26 protein-coding genes are annotated in these 26,823 nt (G+C 62.2%); 9 read left to right on the forward strand and 17 right to left on the reverse strand.

Annotated features, from left to right (window positions below; genetic code table 11):
• Positions 1–6: 6 nt before the first annotated feature.
• The 4 genes from leuC to CGL56_RS07175 all read right to left on the reverse strand — a co-directional run bounded on the left by leuC (position 7) and on the right by CGL56_RS07175 (position 4,531).
• The gene (leuC, locus tag CGL56_RS07160; RefSeq protein ID WP_209280329.1) at positions 7–1,395 is read right to left on the reverse strand and encodes a 3-isopropylmalate dehydratase large subunit; all 1,389 of its coding nucleotides are present in this window, start codon (positions 1,393–1,395) and stop codon (positions 7–9) included.
• An 81-nt stretch (positions 1,396–1,476) separates the two neighbouring features.
• Positions 1,477–1,842 carry a c-type cytochrome gene (locus tag CGL56_RS07165; RefSeq protein WP_099105846.1) on the reverse strand — a complete coding sequence of 122 codons (366 nt, stop codon included), beginning with the start codon at positions 1,840–1,842 and terminating at the stop codon, positions 1,477–1,479.
• Positions 1,839–3,290 carry a PQQ-dependent sugar dehydrogenase gene (locus CGL56_RS07170; RefSeq protein ID WP_209280328.1) on the reverse strand — a complete coding sequence of 484 codons (1,452 nt, stop codon included), beginning with the start codon at positions 3,288–3,290 and terminating at the stop codon, positions 1,839–1,841. Before CGL56_RS07170 ends, CGL56_RS07165 begins: the two co-directional genes overlap by 4 nt.
• Positions 3,291–3,376: 86 nt before the next feature.
• Complete coding sequence (locus CGL56_RS07175) at positions 3,377–4,531, reverse strand: 2-isopropylmalate synthase (RefSeq protein ID WP_099105847.1); 1,155 nt, start codon at positions 4,529–4,531, stop codon at positions 3,377–3,379.
• 202 nt (positions 4,532–4,733) lie between these two features.
• Between CGL56_RS07175 and CGL56_RS07180 the strand changes: the two genes are divergently transcribed.
• A complete protein-coding gene (locus CGL56_RS07180; RefSeq protein WP_099105848.1) occupies positions 4,734–6,290 on the forward strand; it encodes a hypothetical protein in 1,557 nt (518 codons plus the stop codon).
• 166 nt (positions 6,291–6,456) lie between these two features.
• On the opposite strand, the gene hemA is transcribed toward CGL56_RS07180, so the two are convergent.
• The 5 genes from hemA to CGL56_RS07205 form a co-directional block, all read right to left on the reverse strand.
• The gene (hemA, locus tag CGL56_RS07185) at positions 6,457–7,668 is read right to left on the reverse strand and encodes a glutamyl-tRNA reductase (RefSeq protein ID WP_099105849.1); all 1,212 of its coding nucleotides are present in this window, start codon (positions 7,666–7,668) and stop codon (positions 6,457–6,459) included.
• 109 nt (positions 7,669–7,777) lie between these two features.
• The gene (locus CGL56_RS07190) at positions 7,778–8,707 is read right to left on the reverse strand and encodes a calcium/sodium antiporter (RefSeq protein WP_099105850.1); all 930 of its coding nucleotides are present in this window, start codon (positions 8,705–8,707) and stop codon (positions 7,778–7,780) included.
• A gap of 3 nt (positions 8,708–8,710) precedes the next feature.
• Positions 8,711–10,015: a 1-acyl-sn-glycerol-3-phosphate acyltransferase gene (locus CGL56_RS07195; protein WP_099105851.1), complete on the reverse strand. Its 1,305-nt coding sequence runs from the start codon at positions 10,013–10,015 to the stop codon at positions 8,711–8,713.
• Positions 10,016–10,078: 63 nt separating this feature from the next.
• Positions 10,079–11,146 (reverse strand): tetraacyldisaccharide 4'-kinase, encoded by a 1,068-nt coding sequence (lpxK, locus tag CGL56_RS07200; RefSeq protein ID WP_245851940.1) that lies wholly within the window; start codon positions 11,144–11,146, stop codon positions 10,079–10,081.
• Between the two features lie 64 nt (positions 11,147–11,210).
• A complete protein-coding gene (locus tag CGL56_RS07205; RefSeq protein WP_143470648.1) occupies positions 11,211–11,987 on the reverse strand; it encodes a hypothetical protein in 777 nt (258 codons plus the stop codon).
• A 70-nt stretch (positions 11,988–12,057) separates the two neighbouring features.
• Here CGL56_RS07205 and hemH point away from each other — a divergent pair, with 70 nt between their 5' ends.
• From hemH to CGL56_RS07220, 3 genes are read left to right on the forward strand one after another with little or no spacing between them, the layout of a single operon-like run.
• Positions 12,058–13,140, forward strand: coding sequence for a ferrochelatase (gene hemH, locus CGL56_RS07210; protein WP_099105854.1), 1,083 nt, complete (start codon positions 12,058–12,060; stop codon positions 13,138–13,140).
• Positions 13,137–13,778, forward strand: coding sequence for a dethiobiotin synthase (gene bioD / locus CGL56_RS07215; RefSeq protein ID WP_099105855.1), 642 nt, complete (start codon positions 13,137–13,139; stop codon positions 13,776–13,778). The genes hemH and bioD overlap by 4 nt, the downstream gene beginning before the upstream one ends.
• 53 nt (positions 13,779–13,831) lie before the next feature.
• Positions 13,832–14,815 carry a glycosyltransferase family 9 protein gene (locus tag CGL56_RS07220; RefSeq protein WP_209280327.1) on the forward strand — a complete coding sequence of 328 codons (984 nt, stop codon included), beginning with the start codon at positions 13,832–13,834 and terminating at the stop codon, positions 14,813–14,815.
• Here CGL56_RS07220 and CGL56_RS07225 read toward each other — a convergent pair.
• Complete coding sequence (locus CGL56_RS07225; protein ID WP_167641606.1) at positions 14,795–15,190, reverse strand: DUF4783 domain-containing protein; 396 nt, start codon at positions 15,188–15,190, stop codon at positions 14,795–14,797. The two genes, CGL56_RS07220 and CGL56_RS07225, sit on opposite strands and share 21 nt — an antisense overlap.
• Positions 15,191–15,432: 242 nt before the next feature.
• Between CGL56_RS07225 and rplS the strand changes: the two genes are divergently transcribed.
• Complete coding sequence (rplS, locus tag CGL56_RS07230; RefSeq protein WP_099105857.1) at positions 15,433–15,780, forward strand: 50S ribosomal protein L19; 348 nt, start codon at positions 15,433–15,435, stop codon at positions 15,778–15,780.
• Positions 15,781–15,861: 81 nt separating this feature from the next.
• Here the strand turns inward: rplS and CGL56_RS07235 are convergent, their stop codons facing one another.
• Both CGL56_RS07235 and CGL56_RS07240 read right to left on the reverse strand, forming a co-directional pair.
• Entirely contained in the window at positions 15,862–16,428 is a 567-nt protein-coding gene (locus CGL56_RS07235; RefSeq protein WP_099105858.1) for a LutC/YkgG family protein, read from the reverse strand.
• Positions 16,425–17,795: a lactate utilization protein B gene (locus CGL56_RS07240; protein ID WP_099105859.1), complete on the reverse strand. Its 1,371-nt coding sequence runs from the start codon at positions 17,793–17,795 to the stop codon at positions 16,425–16,427. Before CGL56_RS07240 ends, CGL56_RS07235 begins: the two co-directional genes overlap by 4 nt.
• A 228-nt stretch (positions 17,796–18,023) precedes the next feature.
• On the opposite strand from CGL56_RS07240, the gene CGL56_RS07245 reads away from it, so the two are divergent.
• The 4 genes from CGL56_RS07245 to CGL56_RS07260 all read left to right on the forward strand — a co-directional run bounded on the left by CGL56_RS07245 (position 18,024) and on the right by CGL56_RS07260 (position 21,012).
• On the forward strand, positions 18,024–19,040 hold the full coding sequence (locus CGL56_RS07245; protein WP_099105860.1) for a hypothetical protein: 1,017 nt from the start codon (positions 18,024–18,026) through the stop codon (positions 19,038–19,040).
• Between the two features lie 67 nt (positions 19,041–19,107).
• Complete coding sequence (locus CGL56_RS07250) at positions 19,108–19,431, forward strand: hypothetical protein (protein WP_099105861.1); 324 nt, start codon at positions 19,108–19,110, stop codon at positions 19,429–19,431.
• A 4-nt stretch (positions 19,432–19,435) separates the two neighbouring features.
• A complete protein-coding gene (locus CGL56_RS07255) occupies positions 19,436–20,074 on the forward strand; it encodes an O-methyltransferase (RefSeq protein WP_099105862.1) in 639 nt (212 codons plus the stop codon).
• Positions 20,075–20,145: 71 nt separating this feature from the next.
• On the forward strand, positions 20,146–21,012 hold the full coding sequence (locus CGL56_RS07260) for an alpha/beta fold hydrolase (RefSeq protein ID WP_099105863.1): 867 nt from the start codon (positions 20,146–20,148) through the stop codon (positions 21,010–21,012).
• Positions 21,013–21,077: 65 nt separating this feature from the next.
• On the opposite strand, the gene CGL56_RS07265 is transcribed toward CGL56_RS07260, so the two are convergent.
• Genes CGL56_RS07265 through CGL56_RS07285 form a run of 5 tightly spaced genes read right to left on the reverse strand, consistent with a single transcriptional unit; the run spans position 21,078 to position 26,554 of the window.
• Positions 21,078–22,112: an NAD(P)/FAD-dependent oxidoreductase gene (locus CGL56_RS07265; RefSeq protein WP_099105864.1), complete on the reverse strand. Its 1,035-nt coding sequence runs from the start codon at positions 22,110–22,112 to the stop codon at positions 21,078–21,080.
• 42 nt (positions 22,113–22,154) lie between these two features.
• Positions 22,155–22,841 (reverse strand): phosphoadenylyl-sulfate reductase, encoded by a 687-nt coding sequence (locus CGL56_RS07270; protein ID WP_099105865.1) that lies wholly within the window; start codon positions 22,839–22,841, stop codon positions 22,155–22,157.
• A gap of 2 nt (positions 22,842–22,843) precedes the next feature.
• Entirely contained in the window at positions 22,844–23,632 is a 789-nt protein-coding gene (locus tag CGL56_RS07275) for a precorrin-2 dehydrogenase/sirohydrochlorin ferrochelatase family protein (protein WP_099105866.1), read from the reverse strand.
• On the reverse strand, positions 23,625–24,428 hold the full coding sequence (cobA, locus tag CGL56_RS07280) for a uroporphyrinogen-III C-methyltransferase (RefSeq protein ID WP_099105867.1): 804 nt from the start codon (positions 24,426–24,428) through the stop codon (positions 23,625–23,627). Before cobA ends, CGL56_RS07275 begins: the two co-directional genes overlap by 8 nt.
• A gap of 5 nt (positions 24,429–24,433) precedes the next feature.
• Complete coding sequence (locus CGL56_RS07285; protein ID WP_099105868.1) at positions 24,434–26,554, reverse strand: nitrite reductase; 2,121 nt, start codon at positions 26,552–26,554, stop codon at positions 24,434–24,436.
• Positions 26,555–26,823: the final 269 nt, after the last annotated feature.

Raw genomic sequence — 26,823 nt, forward strand, 5'->3', positions numbered from 1 at the left:
GGTACATTAATTCAGTTTCCGTACATCTACAATCCATCCGCTCACCGCCGCCGCCGCCGCCGTGAGCGGACTGGCCAGGATGGTGCGGGCCCCGGGGCCCTGCCGGCCCTCGAAATTGCGGTTGGAGGTGGATACGCAGTAGCGGCCCGCCGGGATCTTGTCTTCGTTCATGCCCAGACAGGCCGAGCAGCCGGCGCCTCGGAATTCAAAGCCGGCGTCGGTGAAGATGCGGTCAAGCCCCTCGGCAATCGCCTGCCGGGCTACCTGTTGGGAGCCAGGGACAACGATGCCCGTGACGTTCTCATGGACCTTTTTGCCCTTGATCAGTCCGGCAGCCAGGCGCAGGTCCTCGATCCGGCTGTTGGTGCAGGAGCCGATGAATACATAGTCGATCGGCATCCCCTCCATCTTGTTACCCAGTTCAAGCCCCATGTACTCCATGGACTTTTTCAGGGTGGCCTGTCCGTGGATCTCACTTTCGGTCGGGATGCGCTCGGTCACGCCCATACCCATACCCGGGTTGGTCCCGTAGGTGATCATGGGCGGAATGTCCTCGGCGCGGAAGTGGTACTCGCTGTCGAAGGTGGCATCGGTGTCGGTGGGGAGGGTACGCCAGTACTCCACCGCGGCGTCCCAGTCGGCCCCCTGGGGCGCAAACTCCCGCCCCTTCATGTAGTCGAAGGTGGTGTCGTCCGGTGCGATAAGTCCACCGCGGGCACCCATCTCGATGCTCATGTTGCAGATCGTCATCCGACCTTCCATGCTCAGTCCCTGGATGGCCGTGCCGGCGTACTCCACGAAGTGGCCGGTGCCGCCGCCGGTGCCGAGGCGGGAAATGACGTAGAGGATGATATCCTTGGCCGTTACGCCGGGCTGAAGTTCACCGTCGACGCTGATGCGCATCTTCTTCGGCTTCTCCATCAGCACGCACTGGGTGGCCATCACCTGCTCGACCTGGCTGGTACCGATGCCAAAGGCAATGGCGCCGAAGGCCCCGTGGGTACTGGTGTGGCTGTCGCCGCATACCAAGGTGATGCCCGGGCGGGTGATGCCGAGTTCGGGTCCGATTACGTGGACGATGCCCTGGTAAGGGTGGCCCAGGCCGTAGAGCTCTACCCCGAACTCCTCACAGTTGGAGGTAAGCATATTCACCTGCTTGCGGCTGAGTGGCTCGGCAATGGGCTTGTCCTGGTCCTTGGTGGGAACGTTGTGGTCGGCGGTCGCCACGATACGGTCGCGGCGGAAGATGGGAATGCCCCGCTGCCGCAGTCCGTTGAAGGCCTGGGGGCTGGTCACCTCGTGTATGAGGTGTTTGTCGATGTAGAGGACCTGGGCACCGCCGGGTACGGAGGTCACGACGTGGGCGTCCCAAACTTTATCAAAGAGGGTGGGCATGATGATCTATTACTTTATCCGCCAAAGATAATACGGGCGGCCGGCCCCGGCGGCTTCCGCCGGAGGTAGCACAGCGACAAACTACTCCTGATCCACGGTGGCTAAGGATGGCCGCCGCAGCCACGCCAGGTAGTCTGCGATCTGTCGCACTTCGGTATCGGAAAGGATTTGCTCAGGGAAGGCCGGCATCACCCCCAGGCCGTGGCGTACCTGGAAGCGTATGAGGAACTTCGGGAGGGGTTTGTTTACGATGGAAGGCCCTACCCCGGCCCGGCCCGCGGGGTGGCAAGAGGCACACTTTTCGTTGAACAAAATCCGACCGCTTTCCAGGTCGGCGGTGGGCATCTCAAAGGCATTCCCCGGCACCTGCAGTCGTGGCGTCCCACAGCCGAGCCCCCAAAACAGGCAGAACACCAGCAGGCCAACCTTGCTTTTGAGGTTCTTCATTCTTCCCGACTGATGCGCCACACCACCCCCGTACCGGGCTGGGGAACCGGTTTACTGCCATTCATCGTCACGGTTCCGAAATCTACCACGTAGAGTGCATTTCCTGATGGATCAAACTGTACATCAATCGGCCGCTCGAACCCTCCCGACCGCAGGTAACTCGCGGGCCCGTGTTTTTTGCCCTGGTTGATCGCAAAGGGCTCCACTACTCCCGTCTGGACATTCACCCGAGCTATCTGGTACCCTACCGGGGCCAGCACCTTGCCCACCGCGGGGGCCAGGTCGCCAAATTGGGCAACGAAGGCCTGGCCGGGAAAACCGAAAGCCGCTCCCCGCGCAAAATCCAGGCCGCAGGCCGATGCGTGCACTCCGAAGCTCGCCACGGCGGGCGGGGGCTTATTCGGGTGATTTTGCAGGACGGGCTGGCGGGCCTGCCCACCGGGAAATTCCAGCCGCTCGACGGGGATACCCTTGTAAAAATCCGGCCAGCCGTACCACTGGCCCGCTTCGATTTTCCACAGCAAATCCCCGGTGCCCCAGATGGGTCGGCTGCCGCGGACGTCGTACAGGTTATCGGTAACGTACAATTCCCCATCGGGTGAAAAGGCCAGTCCGTAGGGATTACGCACCCCCCACGCGACGACCTCTGGTTTGCCCCCGGTCAATGGGACGCGCAGGATGGCTCCGTTGCAGGGTACTGCACCTGGAATGAGCTGCCCGGCTTCCACCGACTGGTTGTACGGGCTGTAGGGCCCCGTAACCGCCCGATCGTTGGGATCCGCGGTGAGGACGTTGTCGGTGGTATAGTTATGCCCGGTCACGGTAATGTCCGCGCAGGGTACGTCGTGAAAGTCGGGAAAACGCTGCAGCCAGCCGTAGTCGGCGTTGTCGTTCCCGACCACTCCGGCATTGGTAGCCGTTCCCTGCCCGAAATACAGGTAGCCGTTTTGGATCAGCGGGCCGTTGGTATGGTGGTCGCCTCGGCTGGGGAGGTTATCCACCAACACCTCAACCGCCCCGTCCTGGCTGATCCGGAGGATCCTTCCCCCTTCCAGCTGTCCGCCTTCGGCCACGTAGAAGTAGCCCTGGTGAAAAGTCACTCCGTTCCACGGACCGTTCCGGGAGCCGGTGTAAACGGGCATCAGTCCGGCGGTGGGGTCGATGCGCAGCAGCCGGGGTTCGAGGAACACTTCCCCGTAAGCGTAACCCGCTTCCACGACGTAGGGGGTTCCGGCTTCGTCGAAGGTAATGGCCGTGGGGTAGGTAAGCCCTTCCGCGACCACCTCGATGCGGTATCCTTCCGGCAGGCGTACGTGCGCAGGTTCCGTGAACCGCCGTTCGGGCGGATCAGCCAGTTGTCCCCCGCCCTTCGACGGCAGGATCCGGTAGCACCCCGCCAGCGTACACGCCAGCAGGCCTACCCACAGGATGCGCAGGGTACGGTTCACGGTTCACGATCTGCAGTGGTGTAGGAAGTCCCACCGCCGGGGACAAGTTCATCCCTCCCGATCGGAAAAGCCGCGTTCGGGGGTGCCTAGGCGGCTACGCCCTTCATCAGTTGTTCGAGGTCGGAGTCCTCCACCTCCTTCTTTTCGTCGGCGATGCTGAGGAATTCCTGGTACACTTCATCGAGCTGCACCTTGGTCAGGTTGTAGCCAAGGTTCTTGAAGCGGTAGGCCAGGGCCGCCCGTCCGCTGCGGGCGGTCAGGACGATCTTGGACTGGTCGACGCCCACCTCGGCGGGGTCGATGATTTCGTAGGTATCGCGCCGTTTGATCACGCCATCCTGGTGGATGCCCGAGCTGTGGGCAAAGGCGTTGTCGCCGACGATGGCCTTGTTCGGCTGCACCATCATGCCCATGCTTTCGCTGACCATGTGGCTGGTTTCGAGCAGCAGCTTGGAATTAACGTTGGTGTACAGCCCCAGGGAGGGGTGCTGCCGCATGATCATCACCACCTCCTCCAGGGAGGTGTTGCCGGCACGTTCGCCGATGCCGTTGATGGTACATTCGATCTGCCGGGCCCCGTTCTGGATGCCGGCGATGGAATTGGCGGTAGCCAGGCCCAGGTCGTTGTGGCAGTGGGTGCTCAGGATGCAGTTGTGGATACCGTTAACGTTGTCGCGCAGGTAGGCGATCTTGGCGCCGTACTCCTGGGGCAGGCAGTAACCGGTGGTGTCCGGGATGTTCAGCACGGTGGCTCCGGCGTCGACCACGGCCTGGATGACGCGGGCCAGGAATTCGTTGTCGGCACGGCCGGCGTCCTCGGCGTAGAACTCTACGTCCTCTACGTAGGTCTTGGCGTGCTTTACAGCGGCTACGGCCCGCTCGATGATCTTCTCGGGGGTGGTCCGCAGCTTGTACTGGATGTGGCTGTCGCTAACGCCGATGCCGGTATGGATGCGGGGCCGCTGGGCGGTCTGCAGGGCCTCGGCGGCCACGTCGATGTCTTTCATGACGGCGCGGGTCAGGCCACAGACGATAACGTCCTTGACGGCCTTGCCGATTTCGGCCACCGAGCGGAAATCTCCGGGGCTGGAGATGGGGAAGCCGGCCTCGATCACGTCGACTCCCAGCAGTTCCAGTTGCTTGGCGATGATGACCTTCTGTTTCGTATCCAGCTTGCAGCCGGGGACCTGCTCGCCGTCGCGCAGGGTGGTGTCGAAAATGTGTACTTGGTTCGTGTTCATACCTGATCGGGCCAGTTGATTGGTCTTATTATATCTTTAGGGCTTATTGTTACAGCAAGTAGTCGATCTCATAAAAATAACGTTTACCCGGCAGATTCGGGGGACGGTCAGTTTACTTAATCTATTGAAATGTTACGTGGGTGCCGAAGCGAAAGTTTTACAACTCGCTCCTTACCAGTAACTTACTGAAACAGTTTATACAATGCCTAAGCAGAAGACCGACGACTTACTCAAACTGGTGGCTTCCCTGAACCGTGCCGAGAAACGGCACTTCCGACTGTTCGTCAAGCGCAACCAGCAGTCCAATTCGGAGATCCTCTTCCTGCAGCTGTTCGACATCCTCGAGCGCACCGGAGAATACGACGAGGCGTACCTGCTTAAGCGGATCGAAGGTATAAAAAAGTCTCAGCTGAGCAACCTCAAGGCTCACCTGTACAAGCAGTTGCTGACCAGTTTGCGCCTGCTCAACCGCAACAAGGACGACGAAATCACCCTGCGCGAGAACCTCGACTACGCGCGCATCCTCTATAATAAAGGACTGTACCGACAGGCGCTCGACATTCTCGACAAGACCAAGAAGCGGGCCCGAGAGATCGAATCCCACACCATCGCCCTGGAAACCGCCCAGTTTGAAAAGCTCATCGAGGGGCAGTACATCACCCGCAGCCTCGAAGGCCGCGCCGAGCAACTGAGTCGGGAGTGCGAGACCCTGACCCGCAAGATTGACGCGACCAATGCCTTCAGCAACCTCTCGCTGCGGCTGTACGGCCACTGGCTCAACGAGGGGCAGGTAAGCAACGAGGCCGAGTACGAGGCCGTTGGCAAGTTTTTCCACGACAACCTCCCGCAGGTAGACTTCGAGGACCTGGATTTCTGGGGCAAGATCTACTACTGCCAGAGCTACACCTGGATGCACCTCATCCGCCAGGAGTACCCCCTTTGCTACCGCTACACCCAGCGGTGGGTCGACCTCTTCCGGGAAAACCCCAAAATGATCGAGGTCAACGCCCCCCTGTACCTGAAAGGGCTGCACAACCACCTGGCGACCCTCTTCAACATGTGGCAGTACGATAAATTCATCGCCGAGCTGCAGAGCCTGGATCTCTTCCCCCACCAGTTCGACCTCACCAACAACGTGAACGTGGCCGGACTGTACCACCTCTACCAGTTCGACCACCAGATCCGCCGCCACTACATGGAGGGCACCTTCAGCCAGGGGCTCGGACTGGTGCCCCAGATCATGGAAGTGATCGAGGACAACCGCTACAACTGGGACGACCACCGCCACATGGTCTTCTACTACCGCATCGCCTGCCTGTACTTCGGGGCCGGAGACAACGATACGGCCATCGACTACCTCAACCTCATCATCAACCAGCGCAGCCCGAACTACCGCTCCGACATCCAGGCCTACGCCCGGATACTGAGCCTCATCTGCCATTTCGAGATGGGTAACGTCCAGTTGGTGGAGTACCAGGTGAAGAGCGTGTACCGCTTCCTCTCCAAGGTCGAGCACCTCCAGGAGATCCAGCAAATCATCTTCCGCTTCCTGCGCCGCATCCCGCGCATCCGGGAAGAAGACCTGCGCGATGAATTCATCGAGCTGAAAAGCCGCCTCGACGAAGTGGCCAAGAAGCCCTTCGAATCCCGCCCCTTCACCTACCTCGACATCCCGAGCTGGCTGCAGGCCAAGATCGAAGACGTTTCCGTCCAGGACGTCATCCGCCGGCAGTTCGAGGAGAACCGGCAACTGGCTTAGGGGAACACTACCTTACTGCTTACCTGCAACGTACTGCGCTAGGCCCTGCCTGCGCCACTCTGGCGTGGGTGTAATGGGAGGCTCGGTGAAGGAGCCGTAGGAAGGGGGCTTGATTCGGGTGGAAAGCTTCAGGTAGAAATACAAATGGAAACCAGCGGACCGGGGATCACCGCACTACCGCCTCCCGGGCTGCCTGCATGGGGATGCCAATACACCGCTTCTCCATGTACAGCATCATGCGGTCCATGAGTTCGCGGGTTTCGGGGTCAAGATCGGCGAGTTCCTTGCGGAAAATCTTGTTGACGGCGGTGTGGCGGATCTGCTTGATGCGCTGGGGTACCTCCGACATGGCGCGCTCAATGAGGCGGGTCTGATAAATGGTTTCCGTTTCGGTGAGGTGGCGGGCGATGATCGACTGGGCCACTTCGATTTCCCGGCGGCGGAAGTCCATATTCTCTTCGGCCAGGCTGCGCAGGTGCTCGATGGAGATGTAGGTGAAGTCGTAGCCGCGCACCGTTTCCTCGGCGACGTCGGCGGGAACGCCGAGGTCGACTACGATTTTACCCACGGGCGACTCTCCGGCCAGCAAAGCCGCGAAGCGCTCCGGGGTAACGGTTGCCTCCGAGGCCGCGGTACAGACGAAGAGTACGTCGAACCCACCGGTGTAGGTGTGCAGTTCGTCCAGGCGAATGGCCTGGCCGTTCTCGAAGCCCGCGGCCAGCTGCCGGGCCCGCTCGGGGGTACGGTTCGCTACGGTGACGTTGCTGTAGCCCTGCTTGCGAAGGAATTTCGTGACCAGCACGTTGGTCTGTCCGGCACCTACGAGGAGGATGCGGGACTTCCGGCTGGGTGCGTACCGCTGCAGCTCCTGCATGGATAGAGACACCACGGAAACCGACTTCTCGCCGATGCGGGTGTTGGCGTAAATGTCCTTGGCGGCCAGTACGGCCTGGTTGGTGATGATGCGCAGGTCGTCGCCAATCAGTCGCCACTCGCGGCAGCGCTCCTGGCATTCGCGCAGCTGCCCCAGGATCTGCCGCTCCCCCACGACCAGGGAATCGATGGAGCCGGCCACTTCGTAGAGGTGCTTGATGGCCCGCAGGCCGGACAGGTGGCGGAGGCGCTGCAGCCCCTCGATGGGTTCGGTCAGCAGGTTCCGCTTGAAATCATCGTCGACGCTCCGGTCGGTGGTAAACAGCAACAGCAGGCGGTTGCAGGTCGAGGCGTAGAACACTTCCTCCACCATCCCCTCCTCCCGCAGGCGGGTGAGGCGATCGCGCAGACCGTCCTGGCCCTCAAACGCGGTCACCAGCTCGCCGATCTCCTTGAGTTTGGCATTGCGGTGAGTAAGCGTAAGAATGTGAAAATGCTGCAGCATAGATGGGGTCGAAACGGCCACAAAGATAAATTACGGTAAAAATGATTCTGTCACGGCGGGGTAGAAATAGCCAGGGTGGGTAGTATCACAGTACGGTATTACAAACCCCCTACCCCACCTCCTGGATGATCGCCGAGAAGTACCAAGCGTAAAACAACAGTAAAACGTAGCCCTCCCAGCGAGTGATCTTCCGGTTGTTGCTCATCACGCCCAGCAGCACCGTCATGACGATCATGAGGGGCAGGTAAACGGTGATGATGCTGTCCGGGATAACCAGCTCACCGAAGAACCGCGGAATGGCCATCACCAGGAAGGTGTTGAAGATGTTGGACCCCAGGGCATTGCCCACCGCAATGGAAGCCTTGCCCTTGCGCGCCGCCGCCAGACTGACCGCCACTTCGGGCAGACTCGTGCCGACGGCCACCGCGGAAAGCGCGATTACGGTGGGGGCAATGTCCAGTATTGCACTGATGGTGGTGATCGAGGAGATCACGTAGGTAGCGGAAACGCTCACCAGCCCGCCGCCCAGCAGGAGCAGCAGGTAATCCTTTACGCTGGCACTCGGTCGATCCTCCTTGGCGGGCCGCTCCTGGTCCTTGAGGCTGTAGCCGAGGAAAATGATGATGCCCCCGATGAACAGGAAGCATTCGAACAGGGACAGGCTCGCGTCCATGACGGCGAAATACAGCAGGAAGGCACTACCCCACAGGAAGGGAATGTCAATGTGCCAGAGGTTGTACTCCAGGTCGATGTTGCGCACCACCACCGCCGTCAGGCCCAGGACCAGGGCAATGTTCGTAATGTTGGACCCCACCACGTTGCCCACCACGATCTGGCTGGCCCCCTCCAGTACCGAGACGATGCTGGTGGCCAGTTCCGGCAGGGAGGTGCCGAAAGCCACGATGGTCACCCCGATGATGAAGGGACTGATGCCCAGGGAGAGGCCGATGCGCTCGGCCGACTCCACGAAGCGGTCGCTGGACCACAACAGGACCCCGATCGCAACTACGAATATGCCGATTTGGATTGCCAGATCCATACGCTAAGACAGGGTGGCCCGGCTGGTGGCGGGAGTGGCATCGTCCCACTGTGGGAGTTGGCTCATGAGGGAATTGCGGAGCTCGCGCAGCCGGTCGTCCGCACTGTCCTTCCCCGCCAGGCGCCCCAGCCAGAAGGGCCGGTAGGTGACCCAGTAGCGCAGCGCGAACAATCCGGAAACGGGCAGGCTCAGAAGGTACAGCCAACCGATGCCCCCGGGGTAGACCCAGTTGAACAGGAGGGTCTGCAGCAAGTAGATGATGGGAAGCAGGATCCACGACCCCAGCGTAAGTACCGTGGCCTTGTATCCCCGGTCGATGCCCAGGGCATTCCAGATGCCCCGCATGGCCAGCATCCAGGGGAGGTGATTGAGCAATCCGTAAAGGAAGAACGGCAGGGCCAGGATCAGGCCGGGAGCGTAGGTCCGGCGGGGGTGGGTGCTGAAGCGCAGGTCCGACCGACCGGTCTCCCGCAGCAGACCGTCGTATTCCGCCGCCAGTTCGCAAAGCTCCGTCCGCCGTTCGGCGGGCACCTCACGCAGCCATTCCAGGATCGCCTGGGTTCGGTAGTGGTGGGCCGAGACCGACAGGGGGCGGTCGTTCTGTACGCTACGCTCGATGCGCCGCAGGCACCGTTCCTCCGTCTTGTTCTGGGTGTGGATCAGCAGCGACTGCATCCGGTCGCTGAGCAGGTTGGTCAGCCCGCGCACGGCGCGCATCGGGCTTTTCTCGTACGCTTCCCGCCATTCCGCGGCCACGATCGGTTCGCCGTAGCGCACGAATACCCGGCTGAAGGGGGTGGTAGGACTTTCGTAGTTGATGCCCACCGGCTGGAGGGTGACGCCGAGCCGCCAGTTGTTCCGCGATTCGGCCTCGAGGGCCAGGCTGGCCGCCCCGGCCTTCACCTTGCGGAGTTTGCGCTCCAGTTCGGAGTAGGCTTCCGGAGCGATGTACATGATCTTGCCGGATTCCAGTGCCTGGAAGGTCCGGTTGAACACCTCGTCCTTGCTGCCTTTGTCGGCGCCGGCCTCCTTGTCCTTGGGCCGGGCCACCGGGATACAGAAGGGGTCGATGATGAAGGCCATGACGGGATTGAGCCACAGTCCGGCGTTGGCCAGGAAGTAGGTCTGATGGTCGAGGTGGATGCCCGACATCAGGGGATCCGCCAGGGTATTCGGGTGGTTGCCGCAGAGGAGGGTGGGGCCGGGGTGGTTGGCATGGGCTACGCCTTCCGTTTCCATCGACGGGTAAAAGATCCGCAGCATCCAGCGGCTCATAAAGTGCAGGACCCAGAAGAAGGGCTTCGACATAGCAGTTGCGTAAGGGGCTGCAAAGTAAGGGATAATCCGCGGGGCCCGGGGCCATTCACCGCATCAGGCGCGGAAATTGAGCAGGTAGTCCTTCACCAGTTCGTCGAAGGCCGCCCCCTCCCCGAAGTGGAACTTCACTTCCAGGGGCAGCACGAAGACGGGAAGCTTTTCAGTTGCGAAAATCTCCCGGTAGGCCTCCAGGCGGGTAGCGTCCTTTTCGGTGGTGATAATGGCCCGGTGGCGGCCGCTCATTTCGGCGAACCTGCGTTGCAGGTTACTGATGTCATTGCCCGTGAAGTAGTGGTGGTCTGCGTACTCCAGGCTGCGTACCGTGCGGGCGGCGGAGCGCAGGTGCTGTAAAAGGTAATCCGTGTTCGCAATGGCCGAGATCAGCAGCACGTCGATCCCCTCCTCCATCCGCAAGCGGTAGCGGGGGTCGAGCATATAATACGGTGCCCCGTAATCGTAATAGCTGAAAAACACCCGCTGGTGTGCCAGGGGCTGGATCTCCTCCACCAGGGCATCGGCCGCGGCGCGGTCGAGGTCGGGCGGGCATTTGCTCACGATGATCACGTCGGCGCGCTCGTAGCCGCTGCGCCACTCCCGCAGCCGCCCACTGGGCAGGAGGTAGTCGCGGGTAAAGGGCAGCTCGTACTGGGTGAGCAGGATGTTGAGCCCCGGCTGTACCGCCCGGTGCTGGAAGGCATCGTCGAGCAGCACCAGCTGGGTATCGGGGCGGCGACCCACGATTTCGGGAATGCCGAAGGCCCGCTCCTCCACTACCGTAACGGTTACGTCGGGAAACTTGCGGGCATACTGCAGGGGCTCATCGCCAACTTCCTCCACGGTCATCTCGGGACGCACGACCAGAAAGCCGCGGGTCTTGCGGCGGTACCCCCGGCTGAGGGTGGCCAGGTTGAGGTAGGGATTCAGCAGGCGGATCAGGTATTCGATGTGGGGGGTCTTGCCCGCCCCGCCCACCGAGAGGTTCCCCACGCTGATCACCGGCACGGAAAAGGAGATGCCCCGCAGGATGCCCCGCCGGTAGGCCCAGTTCCGGAAGCCAACCCCCATGCCGTAGAGCAGGGAAACGGGAGCGAGGAGAAGCTTGGCTACGGTGGAGTTTACCACGGGGATAGAGGTCGGGGCCCGCGGGCCGGGGAAAGCACAAAGATTGTGAAAATTCGGGGGGCGTTCAGGCGGAACGGCTCCCCGGCCAGGTAGCATAGAAGAAAGGCCGCTGCCCTACCAAGCGGAATATGCCCTGGATCGCCAGTACCCCGGCACCCGCGAGCCCCGCCCAGAAAATGGGAGCGGCATCCCGTTGCTCCACGGCGATGGCTACCAGGGCCCAGGCCACGGTGAAGCCATAAAAGCCATCGCTGCGGCCGCCCAAAAACACCCCCAGTAGGGTCAGCACGACGACCAGGGCGGTTGCAATCCATACGGCGGTGTCTGGCGGGAAATCCACGCCTACCTGCTGTAAAGCCAGGGCCAGGGAGATGACCGTGGCGGCACTGATCCATCCCAGATAAAGCGACGGCGCGAAATAGGTCCAGCCGTATTGGGGCCGCCCCGCCACGCGCACGTGGGCCCGCAGTGCCGTGTAGGCCCCGATGAGGGCCAGCAGGTGCCAGAGCAGGTCGACCGCCCCCCACAGGTAATTGCTGCCGAAGCTGATGGGCACGAAGGCTATACTGGCCAGGCCGGCCACCACCAGAAAACGGTAGGCCCGCCGCAGGTGCTCATCCGCCGCGGCCACCCGCAACTGCAGGGCCGCAAAGAGGATCATCCCGGTGAAGATCACCCCCCAGATGCTGAAGGCGTATCCCGCCGCGTCCACCCGGGTGTCCGTACCGTCGGTGAACTGGTCCTGGGGCACGTAGAGTAAAATGGGCAGGTAATTGGCCAGGGGAACCAGCAGGAAGGTGACCAACAGGATGAGGCGCCAGGCGCGGAGAGATAATGCCATGGATCTTTTGGGCATACAACCGAAAGCCGGCTGCGGGGTTAGTAGCTCATACCCATAAATTGCTCTCGCTATGGCCCTCCAGTCGCACTACGGTAAACAGGGCGTGCTGCTCGTCAACCTCGGCACCCCCGATGCCCCTACCCCGTCGGCCGTCAACCGCTACCTCGGGGAGTTCCTGACGGACCCCCGGGTAATCGACAACCTCCCCGGTGTGGCCCAGCAATTGCTGGTGCGCGGCATCATTGCGCCGGTGCGCTCCGGAATCGTGAACCCCTTCAAGGCCGGGGGCTCCACCAAGTTGTACCAGGAACTCTGGACGGAAAACGGCAGTCCCCTGAAGTATTATGGTGAAGTGGTTACGGAACGGGTGGCCGGGGCCCTGGGCGAAGACTACAGCGTCCGCCTGGCCATGCGTTACCAAAACCCCAGCATCGAATCCGCCCTGGACGAATTGCTCGCCGAGCAGGTATCGGGTATCCTGGTGTTTCCGCTCTTCCCCCAGTACGCCAGTGCCACTACGGGCTCGGTACACCAGGAGGTCATGCGCGTCCTCTCCCGGCGGCAGACCATCCCTCCGGTACAGTTCGTCAACTCCTACTACGAGCAGCCCGAGCTGATCCGGGTGTTTGCCGACAACGCCCGCGACCTGGGTGACCTGGACCAGTACGACCACGTGGTCTTCAGCTACCACGGACTGCCCCAGCGGCAGCTGAAAAAGGCCGACGACTGCAACCACTGTTACGTGGTAGAGGGCTGCTGCAACAGCATCTCCCGGGTCAATCAGTTCTGTTACAGTGCCCAGTGCCACGCCACTACCCGCGCCATCGCCGAGGAGTTGGGCTTCACCCCCGACCGCTACACCACCAGCTTCCAGAGCCGGCTGGGTTTCGACGACTGGGCCAAGCCGTACACCATCGACGTCCTGGAAGAATGGGCCAAGGAGCGGGGCGCAAAGAAAATCCTTTGCTTTAGTCCGGCCTTCGTAGCCGACTGCCTGGAGACCACCATCGAAATCGGGGTGGAGTACCAGGAGGAGTTCCAGAAATGGGGCGGAGAGCGCATCGACCTGGTGCCCAGCCTCAACGATGACCCACGCTGGATCAACGCCCTGGCGTCCATGATCCGGGCCGAAACCCGCGAACCCGTCGTATGAGTCAGCCCGCCTACTTCGTCAGCGGCATCGGTACCGAAGTCGGAAAAACGGTAGCCAGTGCCTACCTCCAGCTCGCCCTCGGGGCCGACTACTGGAAGCCGGTGCAGGCCGGCGACCTGGACTTCGGCGACCGCGACCGGGTACGGCAGTGGACCGGGCTGCCCGCCGATCGGTACCACCCCGAGCGCTACCGTCTGCGTACCCCGGCCAGTCCGCACTACGCTGCCCACCTCGACGGACTATCCATCGAGCTCGACGACTTCCGGCTGCCCGAACCCACCGGGCGCCCCCTGCTGGTGGAAGGGGCCGGCGGCCTGCTCGTCCCCCTGAACGAAACCGACTGCATGATCGACCTGGCCGCCCGCCTCGGACTGCCGGTAATCCTGGTTTCCCGACATTACCTCGGCAGCATCAACCATACCCTGTTGAGCCTCGAAGTGCTGAAGGGCCGGGGGATGGAACTGGCGGGCATCGTCTTCAGCGGAGGGGAAAACCCCGAGTCGGAGCGCATCATTACTCAGCTTTCCGGGGCCCCCGTGCTCGCTCGTCTACCGGAACTGCCGCAGATCGACCCCACCACCCTGCAGGGCCTGCTGGATGCCGCCCCCCTGGCTTTACCTTCCCGTTCACCCCAGTAGCTGCTGACCAACCGCCGTCCCCCATCGCCCCCAGTTCCGACCGCAGCAAGGTTTTGATCGTCCGGTTCTCCTCCATCGGAGACATCGTGCTGACCAGCCCGGTCATTCGCTGTCTGAAGCAGCAGACCGGATCCGAAGTACATTTCCTGACCAAAGCGGCCTTTGCCGCCACCCTGAAGCATAATCCTTACCTGGACCGCCTGTGGACCATCCGCCGCGACCTGTCGGAAATCGCCGCGGAGCTGGTAGCTGAAGGATTTACCCACCTGATTGACCTCCACGGGAACCTGCGCACCCTGGAGTTGAAGCAACGGTTGCGATGGGGACAACTCCGGCGGGGCCGCCGCCCGCCCCGGGTGACCACCTTCGACAAGCTCAATTTTCGCAAGCTGCTGCTGACCCGCCTGAAGGTGGATCGGATGCCGGATCGCCACATCGTGGACCGCTACCTGGACGCGGCCGCCCCGCTGGGGGTGACCAACGACGGCGGCGGACTCGACTACTTTATCGGGCCGGAAGAAGCGGTGGCGGGGCCCGACCGCCCCTTCGTGGCTTTCGTCATCGGAGCGGCCCACGCCACCAAGCGGCTGGAGGAAGACCAGCTGGTGGAAGTCTGCGCGCGCATCCCCTCCCCCATCGTACTGCTGGGCGGGCCGGACGAAGCAGCGCTCGGCGAGCGGATCGCCGCCACGGGAGGCCACATTAAGAACGCCTGCGGAAGGTATTCGCTGAACGGTTCGGCGGATCTGGTTCGCCAGGCGGCGGTGGTGATTACCCACGACACGGGGCTGATGCACGTCGCGGCAGCTTTCCGCAAACCGATCGTCAGCGTGTGGGGCAACACCGTGCCCGCCCTCGGCATGTATCCCTACCTACCCGGGGGGCAACCGCACACCCAAGCGGAGGTTGCCGGCCTGGGGTGCCGGCCCTGTTCCAAGATTGGTTATCCGGCCTGTCCTCGCGGGCACTTTCGCTGCATGCGTGATCAGGACCTGGCGGAAATTGCCCGGGCGGCGCTACTCGCGGTCGAAACGTAATTCCTGTAGGAGCATCCGCTCGCCCTGCTTGGCCACGTAGATGTACACCCGGAAGGCACCGGTACTGGTAGACAGGTTACCGATGCAGTATTCGGCGTTGTCCGACTTGGAGGAGCCCTGGTGTACCTGGCTGAAGCCCGAGGGCTTGTGGGTGGCAAAAAAGGCGGCCAGCTTTTTCCTGGCCTGGTCACGGGAATAGAGGTTTTCGTCTTCCAGCAGGCTCAGTTCCACTTCACCGTCCATCAGGGCTGACAGGGCATCGGTATCGCCCTTGCCCAGGGCCTGGGTGATGGCGCCGAGGGATTGTGCGGTGGCCGTATCCGTCGCCAGGATGGGCGTGAGGGCAATGGCCAGGATGAGGAAGAGCGTTTTCATAACCGAGGGTCTAAATGGAACATAAAACGTTCCGGTCGGGGAGAGAGTTAATAAGGTCCCGTTAAAGTAACGTACAGCCATTAAACGTATGGCATCTTTATGCAGTACGTGATTTAACAACCGGGTGGCCCGGCGGGCCGGTATCCGGTAGGGCCCAAATTAGTAGACCATGACGTTTGTTGTTTGCCAATATTAATCTTACCTTTGCGGGCCGCAACGAGCGGTATAAATCTAAAGCAGCCATGGACGCCATCTCCTTCGTACACGAACAAGTCAGCAAAAAGAAAGAATTTCCCGCCTTCCGCGCCGGTGACACTATCGTGGTCGACTACCTCATCACTGAGGGTGAAAAGTCGCGGATTCAGCAGTTTCGCGGCGACGTGATCCAGATCAAGGGAGAAGGCCTCACCAAGACCTTCACCGTACGCAAGATGTCCAACGGCGTTGGTGTTGAGCGGATCTTCCCGATGTCGTCGCCCAGCATCGACAACATCTCCGTCGTCAAGCACGGCAAGGTGCGTCGCAGCCGCCTGTTCTACCTGCGCGACCGCGTGGGCAAGAAAGCTCGCATCAAGGAGCGTCGCGTCTAAGTCCGACTGGCGATTCAGCATGTATCGGAAGCCCGGCCCCACCTACCACAGGGGGGCCGGGCTTTTGTCATTGGCCGCCACTCAGCAGAGGCACACCGCCAAGCTCCGTGGCCCGTGGGCGCCGATTACCAGGCTTTGCTCGATGTCAGCCGTCTTGCTCGGTCCGGCGATGAACACCCCGAAGCCGGTCGCGGCGATATCAATCCGGCGGTAGGCCTGGTGCATGGTGCCCACCAGCTGCTCCCGCTCCAGCACGAGCACCAGGTGCTGGGTGATGAAGGGCATTACCCGGTGTACGGCCTCCTCCTCGCTCACCCAGAGGGCCCCGTTTTCGGCTACCCCCAGGCGAGCGGAAAGCACGGCTACGTCTACCCCGGCCAGTTGCAGGGGATCTGCTACGGTGCGGGGATCCAGGTTGCCATCACACTCCGGCCGGGTGGAGACGATGGTCTTCGCCCCGCTCGCGGCCACGTACCCGGGAATCTCCTCCCGGGTGATGAAGGTGGTCTTGCTGGCCGCCAGCACGGTACGGAAGGCTTCCTCCCATTCGGCGAGGGCGGCGGGGGGATCGGAGGGCAGGCTGGGCAGGGGCCGGTCGGCCGGCTTCGCGGCCCGGATGCGTTCGAGGATGGAGGCTTTGCTGCTCACGCTTTGTCATTTTTGTTGCGGTTGTACCACTGCTTGAAACTTTCGGCGGGCACCTCGGGCAGTTCCCGGCTTGCTCCCCAGGCGTTCAGCCGGTTGTAGACCAGGGCCCGCGGCGCCATCCGCAGGGCCACCCGCGCGGCCTGCCCCATGAAATTGTACAGCCCACTGTGCTGCAGCACCGTCCCGGCCCCCGCCAGCGGCAGACGCTTGGTGGCCGGCAGATGGCCTTCCTTGCTGACGATCTGTCGCCATTTGTACAGCTGGTCGTGGATGTCGATCCTGACGGGGCACACATCGGAGCAACTGCCACAAAGGGTGGAGGCAAAGGCCAGGTCACCGTGCTTTTTCAGGTCGATACCGGGAGAAAGGATGCTGCCGATCGGCCCTGGAATGGTGTGGTCGTAGCTGTGGCCACCGCTGCGGCGGTAGATGGGACAGGTATTCATGCAGGCCCCGCAGCGGATACACTTGAGGCTGTTACGGAAATCCTCCCGCGCCAGCTGGGTAGTGCGGCCATTGTCGACGATCACCACGTGCATCTCCCCCCCCGGTTTCGGCCGGTGGTGGTGGCTGGTGTAGATGGTGACGGGCTGACCGGTAGCGCTGCGGGCCAGCAGGCGGGTGAACACCCCGAGGTGCTCGGCCCGGGGAATGATCTTTTCGATGCCCATGCAGTGAATCTGTACGGGGGCCAGGTGGACGCCCATGTCGGCGTTCCCCTCATTGGTGCAAACCACCACACCGCCGGTTTCGGCCACGGCGAAGTTGACACCCGTGATGGCGGCCCGGGCGGCCAGGAATTTCTCCCGCAGGTGCTGCCGCGCCGCCTCGGTGAGGTACTGGGGATCGCTGGCGCCCGCCTCGGTGCCCAGGTGCTCGTGGAAAAGCTGGCCGATCTCCTCCTTCTTGAGGTGGATGGCCGGCATGACGATGTGGCTGGGAGGTTCGGACCTGAGTTGAATGATCCGCTCCCCGAGGTCGGTGTCGACTACCTCGATACCCCGGGCTTCCAGGTATTCATTGAGGTGGCACTCCTCGGTGAGCATCGACTTCGACTTTACGATGCGGTCAACGGCGTGGCGGTGCAGGATGCCGTGGACGATGCGGTTGTGTTCCTCGGCGTCGGTGGCCCAGTGCACCGTCACTCCGTTGGCGGTTGCCTTCTCCTCGAAGGCCTCGAGGTAGGTGTCCAGGTTACTGAGTACGTTGTCCTTGATGTCGGAACCGAGTTGACGCAGCGACTCCCACTCGGGGATCCCTGCGATGCTGCCGTCGCGCTTGGATCGGACGTGCCAGAGGGATTGGTCGTGCCAGTTGGCCCGGTCTTCATTCTGCAAAAAGGCGGCGGCGCGGTGGGCGTGTGTCATGGCAGAAAGATAGACGATCAGCCCCGGGAAACCGTACCGCTGTGTCCGGGTAGGGCCTCGATTTGCCTGCCGCGGGGAATATGCGAATGGAAAACTTTAACATTATTTGGTAATACTAATCCGTGACCACGCGTTTAGTAATCCGTCTGACGAAGAAAACAGACCTCATCTGGGCTGCCCGCCTGTTGCACATTTTTTGCGGCAGCCCATCATCAAACCAACGCCCCTATGGCAACTTATCAGAATAATCCGGATCCCAAGTTCACCCCTGCTCCCAAGTCCCAGAAGAACCGTACGCCCCTGCTCGCGGGCATCATCGCGGTACTCCTTATCGCCCTGGCGGTACTGGGCATCAGCTTCATGAACCGCGGTACCGAAAACGCCCAACTCTCGACCGAGCTCGTAGAGATGGAGCAGTTCAAGGCCCAGGCCGAGAAGCAGTACTACGAGTCGCTGGCCGAACTGGAGGAGATGCGTGGCAGCAACCAGGAGCTGAACGCCCTCATCGACCAGCAGAAGGAGGAACTCCGCCTGCAGAACGAAAAGATCACCAGCCTGACCCGCGACAGCCGCAACCTCGCCGCCGCCCGTCGTGAACTGGCCGACCTGAAGTCGAAGACCACCGGCTACCTGGCCGAACTCGAGGAACTGCGGCAGAAGAACGCCCAGCTCACCGAGGACCGCGACCGCATCGCCAACGAGCGCGACCTGCTGAGCAACGACCTCCAGGTGAGCCAGCAGACCAACCAGCAGCTCAACACTGAGCGTGCCGTTCTGGTCAGCGAGCGCGAGCAACTCGCCAACCGCAACAGCGAACTGAGCCGCAAGGTCAACGTGGCCAGCGTCATCAAGACCAACAACATCACCGCCGAAGGCCAGAAGCAGCGCAACAGCGGTCGCTGGGTAGGTCGTACCAACGCCAAAAACGTCGAGCGCATCTACGTCTGCTTTAACAGCCTGGACAACGCCGTAGCCGCCGCCGGTGAGGAAACCTTCCAGATGCGCATCATCAACCCCAACGGTGAAACCATGAGCATCGAATCCGCCGGCAGTGGCGTACTGACCACCGACCAGGGTGAGCAGGTACCCTACACCAAGAGCGTACCCTTCAACTTCCAGGGCGACGCCGCCAACCACTGCGCCGAGTGGAACGTACCCGGCCAGGAGTACATGGAGGGCACCTACACCGTGGAGCTCTACAACAAAGGCTTCCTGGTAGGTACCACCGAGCTGGAACTGAAGTAACCCCCGGGTTACCAGCTTTCACAGAGGGCCGCCTCCCGTTCGGGGGCGGCCCTCTTATCTTTGGGGCGTGAAACCCGCCGATCCCACCGCCCTGGAACTGCTGCGCCGCGACTTCCCCCTCCCGGAAGGGGGAATGACGGAAGCCGAGCTGCTGAACTGGCTCGCCGACCGCGTCGACGAGGCGCTGCGCCTCCGCCCGGAATACCTGATGAGCCTCTGCTACACCCTCGACCTGAACGAGCAGGAGGTGCAGCAGGCACTCGGCTCCCCGGCCGCGGACACTCCACCCCACCGGGCCCTCGCCCGCCTGCTGTACGAGCGGCAGTGCCGCCGGGTAGCCACCAAAAGAGCCATCCGCCCCCGCCCCCTCACCGACCCCAACGCCTGGTAGCAGTATGCGCGACCGGATCGATCCCCTGACCGAATACGCCGAGGCCCTGAGCGGGCCCGTACCCGACTACCTGGAGTACGTCGAGCGGCAGACGCACCTGAAAACCCTGGCTCCCCAGATGATGAGCGGCCGCTTACAGGGGCGGCTGCTGGCCATGCTCTCGAAACTGAAGCAACCCCGGCGGATCCTCGAGATCGGCACCTTCACCGGCTACGCCACCCTCTGCCTGGCGGAGGGCCTCGCCCCCGGAGGGCGGATCGATACCATCGAGGGGGATCCCGAAATTGCCCTGCTGGCCCGCCGCCATTTTGCACATTCTCCCTTCGCCGACCGCATCACCCTGCACCAGGGGCAGGCCCGCCATCTCCTCCCTACCCTGCCGGGCTCCTTCGACCTGGTCTTCCTGGACGGCGACAAGCGGGGCTACCCGGCCTACCTGTCCGCCTTGGTGGACCGGCTTTCGCCGGGTGGACTCCTCCTGGCCGACAACGTCCTCTGGGACGGCAAGGCGGGCCGCTCCACCCCCGACCGCACCGCCCGGAAACTGCGGGAATACAACGAAATGGTGGTCAGCGACCCCCGCCTGGAATCGGTCACCCTGCCCATCCGCGACGGCCTGTCCGTCAGCCGGCACATAGGGTAAACAAGCCCCGGTGCATTGACCTTTAAGCGGTGGAGGTGCTTTTCACCTCCACGACCTCATAATTGCACCCAATGCTATTCATCAAGACCACCGACCAGGCGTCGGGCAAGGAAATAAAGCTCCGCTACCAGGAATACGGCAGCGGCAAACCCGTAGTATTTATTCACGGCTGGCCCCTCAACGGCGACATGTACGAGTACCAGCTCGAACCCCTGAGCCGGGAGGGGCTGCGGTGCATCGCCTACGACCGTCGGGGCTTCGGCCATTCATCCCGGGTGGGCGAAAGCTATCATTACGATGCGTTCGCCGACGACCTCCACGCCGTGCTCACCGAACTGGATCTCCACGACGCTACCCTGGTCGGTTTCTCCATGGGTGGGGGCGAGATCGCCCGCTACATCGGCAAGTACGGTGAAGACCGCGTTTCGGCGGCCATCCTCATCAGCGCCGTTACCCCCTATATGCTGGAAACCGACGGCCACGACGGCGTGAACTGGAAAATATTCCAGGGTATGATCGACGGCCTGCGCAAGGACCGCCCCCACTTTCTCGCTTCCTGGGCCAAGAACTTCTACGGCGTTGGCCTGCTCAACCACCCCGTCAGCGACGAATTCCTGTCCTGGACGCTGGGCATGGCCCTGCTTGGATCCAGCCGGGCCACGATCGACTGCGTCACGGCCTTTGGCAAGACCGATTTCCGCCAGGACCTGAAGAAATTTACCGTACCCACCCTGATCATTCACGGGGAGGACGACAAGATCGTACCGGCAGAAGTCGGCGGCGACGCCACCCACGAAGTGCTGCCCAACGCCATCTACCACAAGTACGACAACGCGCCCCATGGCTTGTTCTACACCCACCGGGAGCGACTCAACCGGGACATTCTGTCGTTCGTCATGACGAAGGCCAGCGTCGACCGGAATATTCCGGTTCGCTAATCGGCAGCTCCAGGGTATCGCGCAAAAAAAACCGGCCGCCCCTGGGGGACGGCCGGTTTTTCTGTCTAGGCGGTAACCGTTGCCTCCTCCTCCTTCGGGAGGCCTTCAATCCCGTTTACGGTGGTGTACTTGAAGCTTAGTTTCTTGTCGGGGTAGATGTAGCTGAAGGCCGACTGAACGGCAAGGGTTCCTTCGTGGAAGCCGCACAGGATCAGCTTGAGCTTGCCCGGGTAGGTATTGATGTCGCCGATAGCGTAGATGCCGGGTACGCCGGTGCTGTAATCGCGGGTATCCACCTCGATGGCGTTCTTGTCGATGGTCAACCCCCAGTCGGCGATCGGACCGAGCTTCGGGGAAAGGCCGAAGAGGGGCACGAAATCATCCACGGCGACCACTACCTCCTCTCCGGTTTTGTGCTTCACCGTCACGCCCTGTACTTCATCAGTGCCGACGATGCCTACGGCCTGGGCATTGGTGATCAGGTTCACCCGGCCGGCCTGGGCCAGTTCGTGTACCTTCTCCACGCTGTCGAGGGCTCCGCGGAAGCTGTCGCGACGGTGCACCAGGGTCACCTCCCGGGCCACGTCGGCCAGGAAGATCGTCCAGTCCAGGGCCGAATCTCCGCCCCCCGCCAGCAGTACTCGCTTGTCGCGATACACCTCCGGATCACGGATCACGTAGGCCACGCCACGGTCTTCGTAGCGTTCGATATTGGGGATGGGCGGCTTGCGGGGCTCGAAGCAGCCCAGTCCGCCGGCGATGCAGATGACCGGGGCTTCAATAACCGTACCGCGAGAGGTGGTCAGGCGGTACATCTTTTCGCCTACCTTCTCGAGCCGCTCGGCCCGTTCGCCCAGTGTGAATCCCGGGTTGAAGGGCTTGATCTGCTCCATCAGGTTATCGACCAGCTCCCCGGCCAGGACGCTGGGGTAGCCGGGGATATCGTAGATCGGCTTCTTGGGGTAGATCTCGGTGAGTTGTCCGCCGGGTTGCCCGAGGCTGTCGACCAGGTGGCAACGCAGTTTCAGCAGACCGGCTTCGAAGACGGTGAAGAGTCCGACGGGGCCGGCACCGATGATCAGTATATCCGTGGAAATCATATATAGATCTTTTAGTCAGTAATCAGATGGTTCACGCACCCGTTAGAGGTGGAGCCCACACTCGTCTTTCTCGGTGCCCGCCCAGCGACCGGCCCGTCCCTGTCCGGGTTTGGTGCAGTGGGTACAGCCGATGGAGCCGTAGCCCAGTTCCTCCAGGGGGTGGCGGGGTAGCTTGTCCTTTTCCAGAAGGTAGAGAAACTCTCCCTCTTCAATGTCGATGAGCGGATGAAAGTGAATGAGCCCGTCCACTTCTTCAAAGATTTCCATGGCCGCGCGGTTCATTGTCTGGTAGCTGTGTACTCCGGACATCCATACGCGGTGGCGAGCCTTGACGGCCTTCAGGGGCATTACCTTATTATAGTGGCAGCAGCGGCCGGGCTGGGTTTCCCACATCTTCGTTTCCCGGGTCAGGCGGTTGCGTTCCTCGTCGGGCAGTATTTCCACCACCTCGAGGCCCGTCAGTTCGGCCAGCGTATCCTTGTAGGCCAGGGTCTCGGGGAAGTGATAGCCGGTATTCAGGATGTGGACCTTCTGGGCGGCGTTGGCGCGGCTGACCAGGGTCAGCATTACCACCGACTTGGTGCCGAAGCTGGAGGTGAACAGCACCTCGTTCACCGGAAAGTAATCGTAGAGGCGCCGGATGCGTTCCTGGAAGTCCAGGGCGGCAAATTCTTCATTCAGGGCCGCCAGATCAAAGCTCAGGGCGGTCTCGGAGTGGGGTAAACTCATCTTCAATTCAGGTTTTCACTTCCGCTACCGTCCAGTTCGGGCGGGGACGCGGGTCCAAGGTCATTTGGTTCGGAGCCGGCGGCCAGCAGACAACCACCGGGGGGACAGCGGCGGGGCCCCGATCGGGCCGGGGCAAGTAAACCGCTGGTGAGGGTATTCAGTTCGCGCACCTTGGTGCGAAAGTCGCCGGTGAGCCGGTCGCGGAACAACTTGAGGTTATCAATCAGTTCGGTGGTCTCGGCGGCCGGCAACTCCGCCTCCAGCCACTGCCGGAAGCGCTTGGCAAAGGTAGGGCTCTGCCCGTTGGTGCTGATGGCCACCTTCAGGGGGCCCCGGGTGACGATGCTGCCGAGGTAAAAATCACATAGTGAAGGAGTATCGGCGATGTTGGCCAGCCGCCGCGCCGCCTTGGCGGCCTCCCACACCTGGCGGTTCACCGCGTGGAAGTTGGTGGCCGCGATGACCAGGTCCACCGCCTTCACGTCGTCGGGGTGGAACTCACGGCGGAACCAGGTCACCCGCCCCCCCGCGGCGGTACGCCAACGGCCGGCCGGGGTTTCGGCCGGAGCTTCCACGGCGTCGCCCGGCACCTGCGCCCCCGCCTCGGCCGCGTAACGGTCCAGCAGCTGTTGCAGCTCCTCCCCCATCCAGGGGGCCACTACGGTTACCCGGGCGTTGGGACTGCTTTTGAGGATAAAGCTCAGCTTCTCCTCCCCGACCTGCCCGGCGCCCACTACGAGCATTTCCAGGCGGTCCAGTCGGAAGAAGGCGGGGTACAGTGGATTATCCATGGGAAGGGTCGGATTGATGGGCCTGATCCGCGAGGGCCAGGAGTTGTGCGGTCTGGGGGAAGTCGCGGTGCTGCCGCACGGTTTCTCCCAGTACAATGATGCCCGGGCCCCGGTCGCGGTTGGCGGCCACCCGTTCGCCGATGTCATTGACGGTACCTACCCAACACCGTTCGTTGGGCCGGCTGCCGTTCTGGATCACCATGGCCGGCAGGTCGCCCCTCCCCTCGGCGTCCCAGAGGGCGCAAATCTGGTCGAGCCGCCCCAATCCCATGAGGATGATCACCGTGGCTCCGGAGCGGGCCGCCCGGAAGAGGTCGTCGCTCAGCCCCCCGTTGCGGGTGTGGGCGGTGATCACCCAGAAGCTGTCGGCGTAGCCGCGGCTGGTCGGAGCCACGCCTTGCAACTCCGGCAGGCTGATGCAGCTGCTGATGCCGGGCACCACCTCGACGGGGATGCCGTGGGCCTCGGCGTAGGCCTTTTCTTCCTGCCCCCGGCCGAAGACGAAGGGGTCGCCTCCCTTCAGCCGTACCACGTGGCCGTACTCCCGGGCCGTGGCCACGAGCAGGGCGTTGATCTCCTCCTGTTTCTTGGAGTGGCAACCCGCCCGCTTGCCCACGAAGATGCGCTGGCAGTGGTCCGGGGTTTCGTTGAGCAGTTCGTCGCTGCTCAGGGCGTCGTAGAGGACCACGTCGGCGGTGGCCAGGGCCCGCAGCCCCTTGCGGGTGATCAGGTCAGGGTCTCCGGGTCCGGCGCCCACCAGGGTGATGCGGGCGGCTGTTTGCTGCTTGATGGTCATGGTGGCTATGCTTTGTAGTATTCACTCACGACCTGCTTGTCCAGCTGCCGCTCGCGGGTGGCAATGGCCTTGGTCACGAAGGCGCGGGCGTCCGCGATGTAGTCTGCCGCAAACTCCGGACTCGGCTCCGTACCCTTGATGCGCAGTACATAGGATTTGAAATCCCGGATTTCGGCGAAGCGCTCTCCGAAATGCTCCTGGAAGTCGTTCAGGATACCGATGTGGGTATTGCACTTCACGTCCTCGGCCAGGAGGAGGGCCTTGGCCGCGGTAACCATGGCCGAGTAGGCGTGGTAGCTGGCATCGGCGGGGGCATCGCCGGCCAAGCTGCGCCCGGCGGCGGTGAGCTTGTTGGTGGCGTCGTTCAGGATGGCCCCGATGACGTCCAGGCTTACCCCGGCACACTCTCCAACGCCGATTTCCTGCTTGTAGTCCTCGTCCTGTCCCCAGTCGTAGAATTCCTCGTCGGTGATGTCGGCGGTGTCGCCCAGGTGCTTGAGCAAGCCGTAGAAGTAGCGCTTGCCCTGCCGCTCGGCGTAGTCGTTGTAGTATTCCCCTTCCCGGGATTCGGCCTTGTAGTCGTGGAACAGGATCCGGATGACCTCGGGCACCCGGCGGGTGGGCACCTTGATGACCTTCTGGGCGATGAAGCCGCGTCCATCCGGGGCTATGCCGCCACCGACGACCACCTGCATGGCGGGGGCAATGCGGTCGCCGACCCGGATGCTGGAACCGTGGAAGCCGATGTTGGCGGCCATATGTTGCCCGCAGGCGTTCATGCAGCCGCTGATCTTGATCCGGATATCGTCTTCACTCACCATCTCGGGGAACTCGTCGCGGACGAGCTGCTCCAGTACCTGGGCCAGACCGGTGGAGTTGGTCACCCCCAGGGCGCAGGTATCGGTGCCCGGGCAGGCCGTGATGTCGGCCGTGGTGTCGTAACCGGGCAGCCCCAGGTCCAGGGCGTAGAGGCCATTGAAGAGGTGGGGCAGGGCGCTCGGTGGCACGTAGCGCAGGACCATACCCTGCTGAACGCTCAGCCGAATGTCGTCGCTGGCGTACTCGCGGATGACGCCAGCCAGCAGTCGGGCCTGCTCGGCTTCCAGGTTGCCCAGGGGCACCCGCACGGCAACGGCGTAGTAGCCTTCCTGCTTCTGGGGCCGTACGTTGGTCTTCAACCACTCGTTGTAAAGGGCCGGGTGCACCGCTTCAGCGGTGGGAAAGTTGTCAGTGGGTACCTGCCCCAGCTGGGGCACCAGCGACTCGTCGATGGTGTAGGACTTGTGCGCAATGGCGGGCCATTCCTCGTGTACCAGTTCCATGAAACGGTCGAAGCCCAGGTCCTTGATCAGGAACTTCATCCGCGCCTTCATCCGCTTTTCCCGTTCACCGTAGCGGTCGAATACCCGAATCGACGCTTCCATGAAGGGAATGATCTGATCCGCCGGCAGGAACTCATAGGCCGTGTGAGCCACCATGGATACGGCGCCGAGTCCTCCCCCGATGACCACCTTGAAGCCTTTGCGCCCGTCCTTCAGGCGGGGGATGAAGCCAAAGTCGTGGAAGTAGGTGAAGGCACTGTCGCGGTCGCTGCTCGAAAAGGCGGGCTTGATCTTGCGCCCCATTTCCTGGCAGATGGGGTTGCGCAGGAAATAATCGAAGGCGGCGTATACATAAGGACTCACGTCGAACAGCTCCTCGGGGTCAACGCCGGCCAGCGGACTGGCGGTGAGGTTACGCACCGTGTTGCCGCAGGCTTCCCGGGCGGTCATCCCCGCTTCCACCAGCTCCTGCCAGATGGCCGGGCTGTCGTTCAACTTCACGTAGTGCAGCTGAACGTTCTGCCGGGTGGTAATGTGAAGGCGGCCGTTCGTGTACTTTTCGGATATGTTGGCCAAGGCCACCAACTGGTCCGGGGTGATGTGGCCAAAGGGGATCTTGGTCCGGAACATGTGGACGCCCATCTGTCGCTGCCCGTACACCCCGCGGGTGAGCCGGTAATGCTTGAAGCGGTCTTCATCCTCCCGGCCACGCTGATAGGCGACGATCCGGGCGGAGAGCTCCGCAATGTCCGCGCGATTGGCGGCATCCAGGTGGGTGAGTTCGGGGGCTTCGGTCGATTTCATACTCCAAGGTACCCGTCAGCGATGGCCCCGGTCGAGTCGAATCAGGATGAAATGATCATATGAACGAACAAATTAAGGGTGCAAAAACTTGATCTTGTGTAATTTATACATTTTCATATTCAGATACCATCCAACATTAACATATATTTTAAATGCCTATTTGTTGAATTCCCGGCGGAGCCCTCTCTCACACTCCTACCATTGAGAAGATCCATTCTCCTAATGTCACGCGTCAATCGGCTGAGTCCCAGGAACTCAAAGACGAGGAG

Origin of the sequence: Neolewinella marina (assembly GCF_002631205.1) — a bacterium.
Taxonomy (GTDB): domain Bacteria; phylum Bacteroidota; class Bacteroidia; order Chitinophagales; family Saprospiraceae; genus Neolewinella; species Neolewinella marina.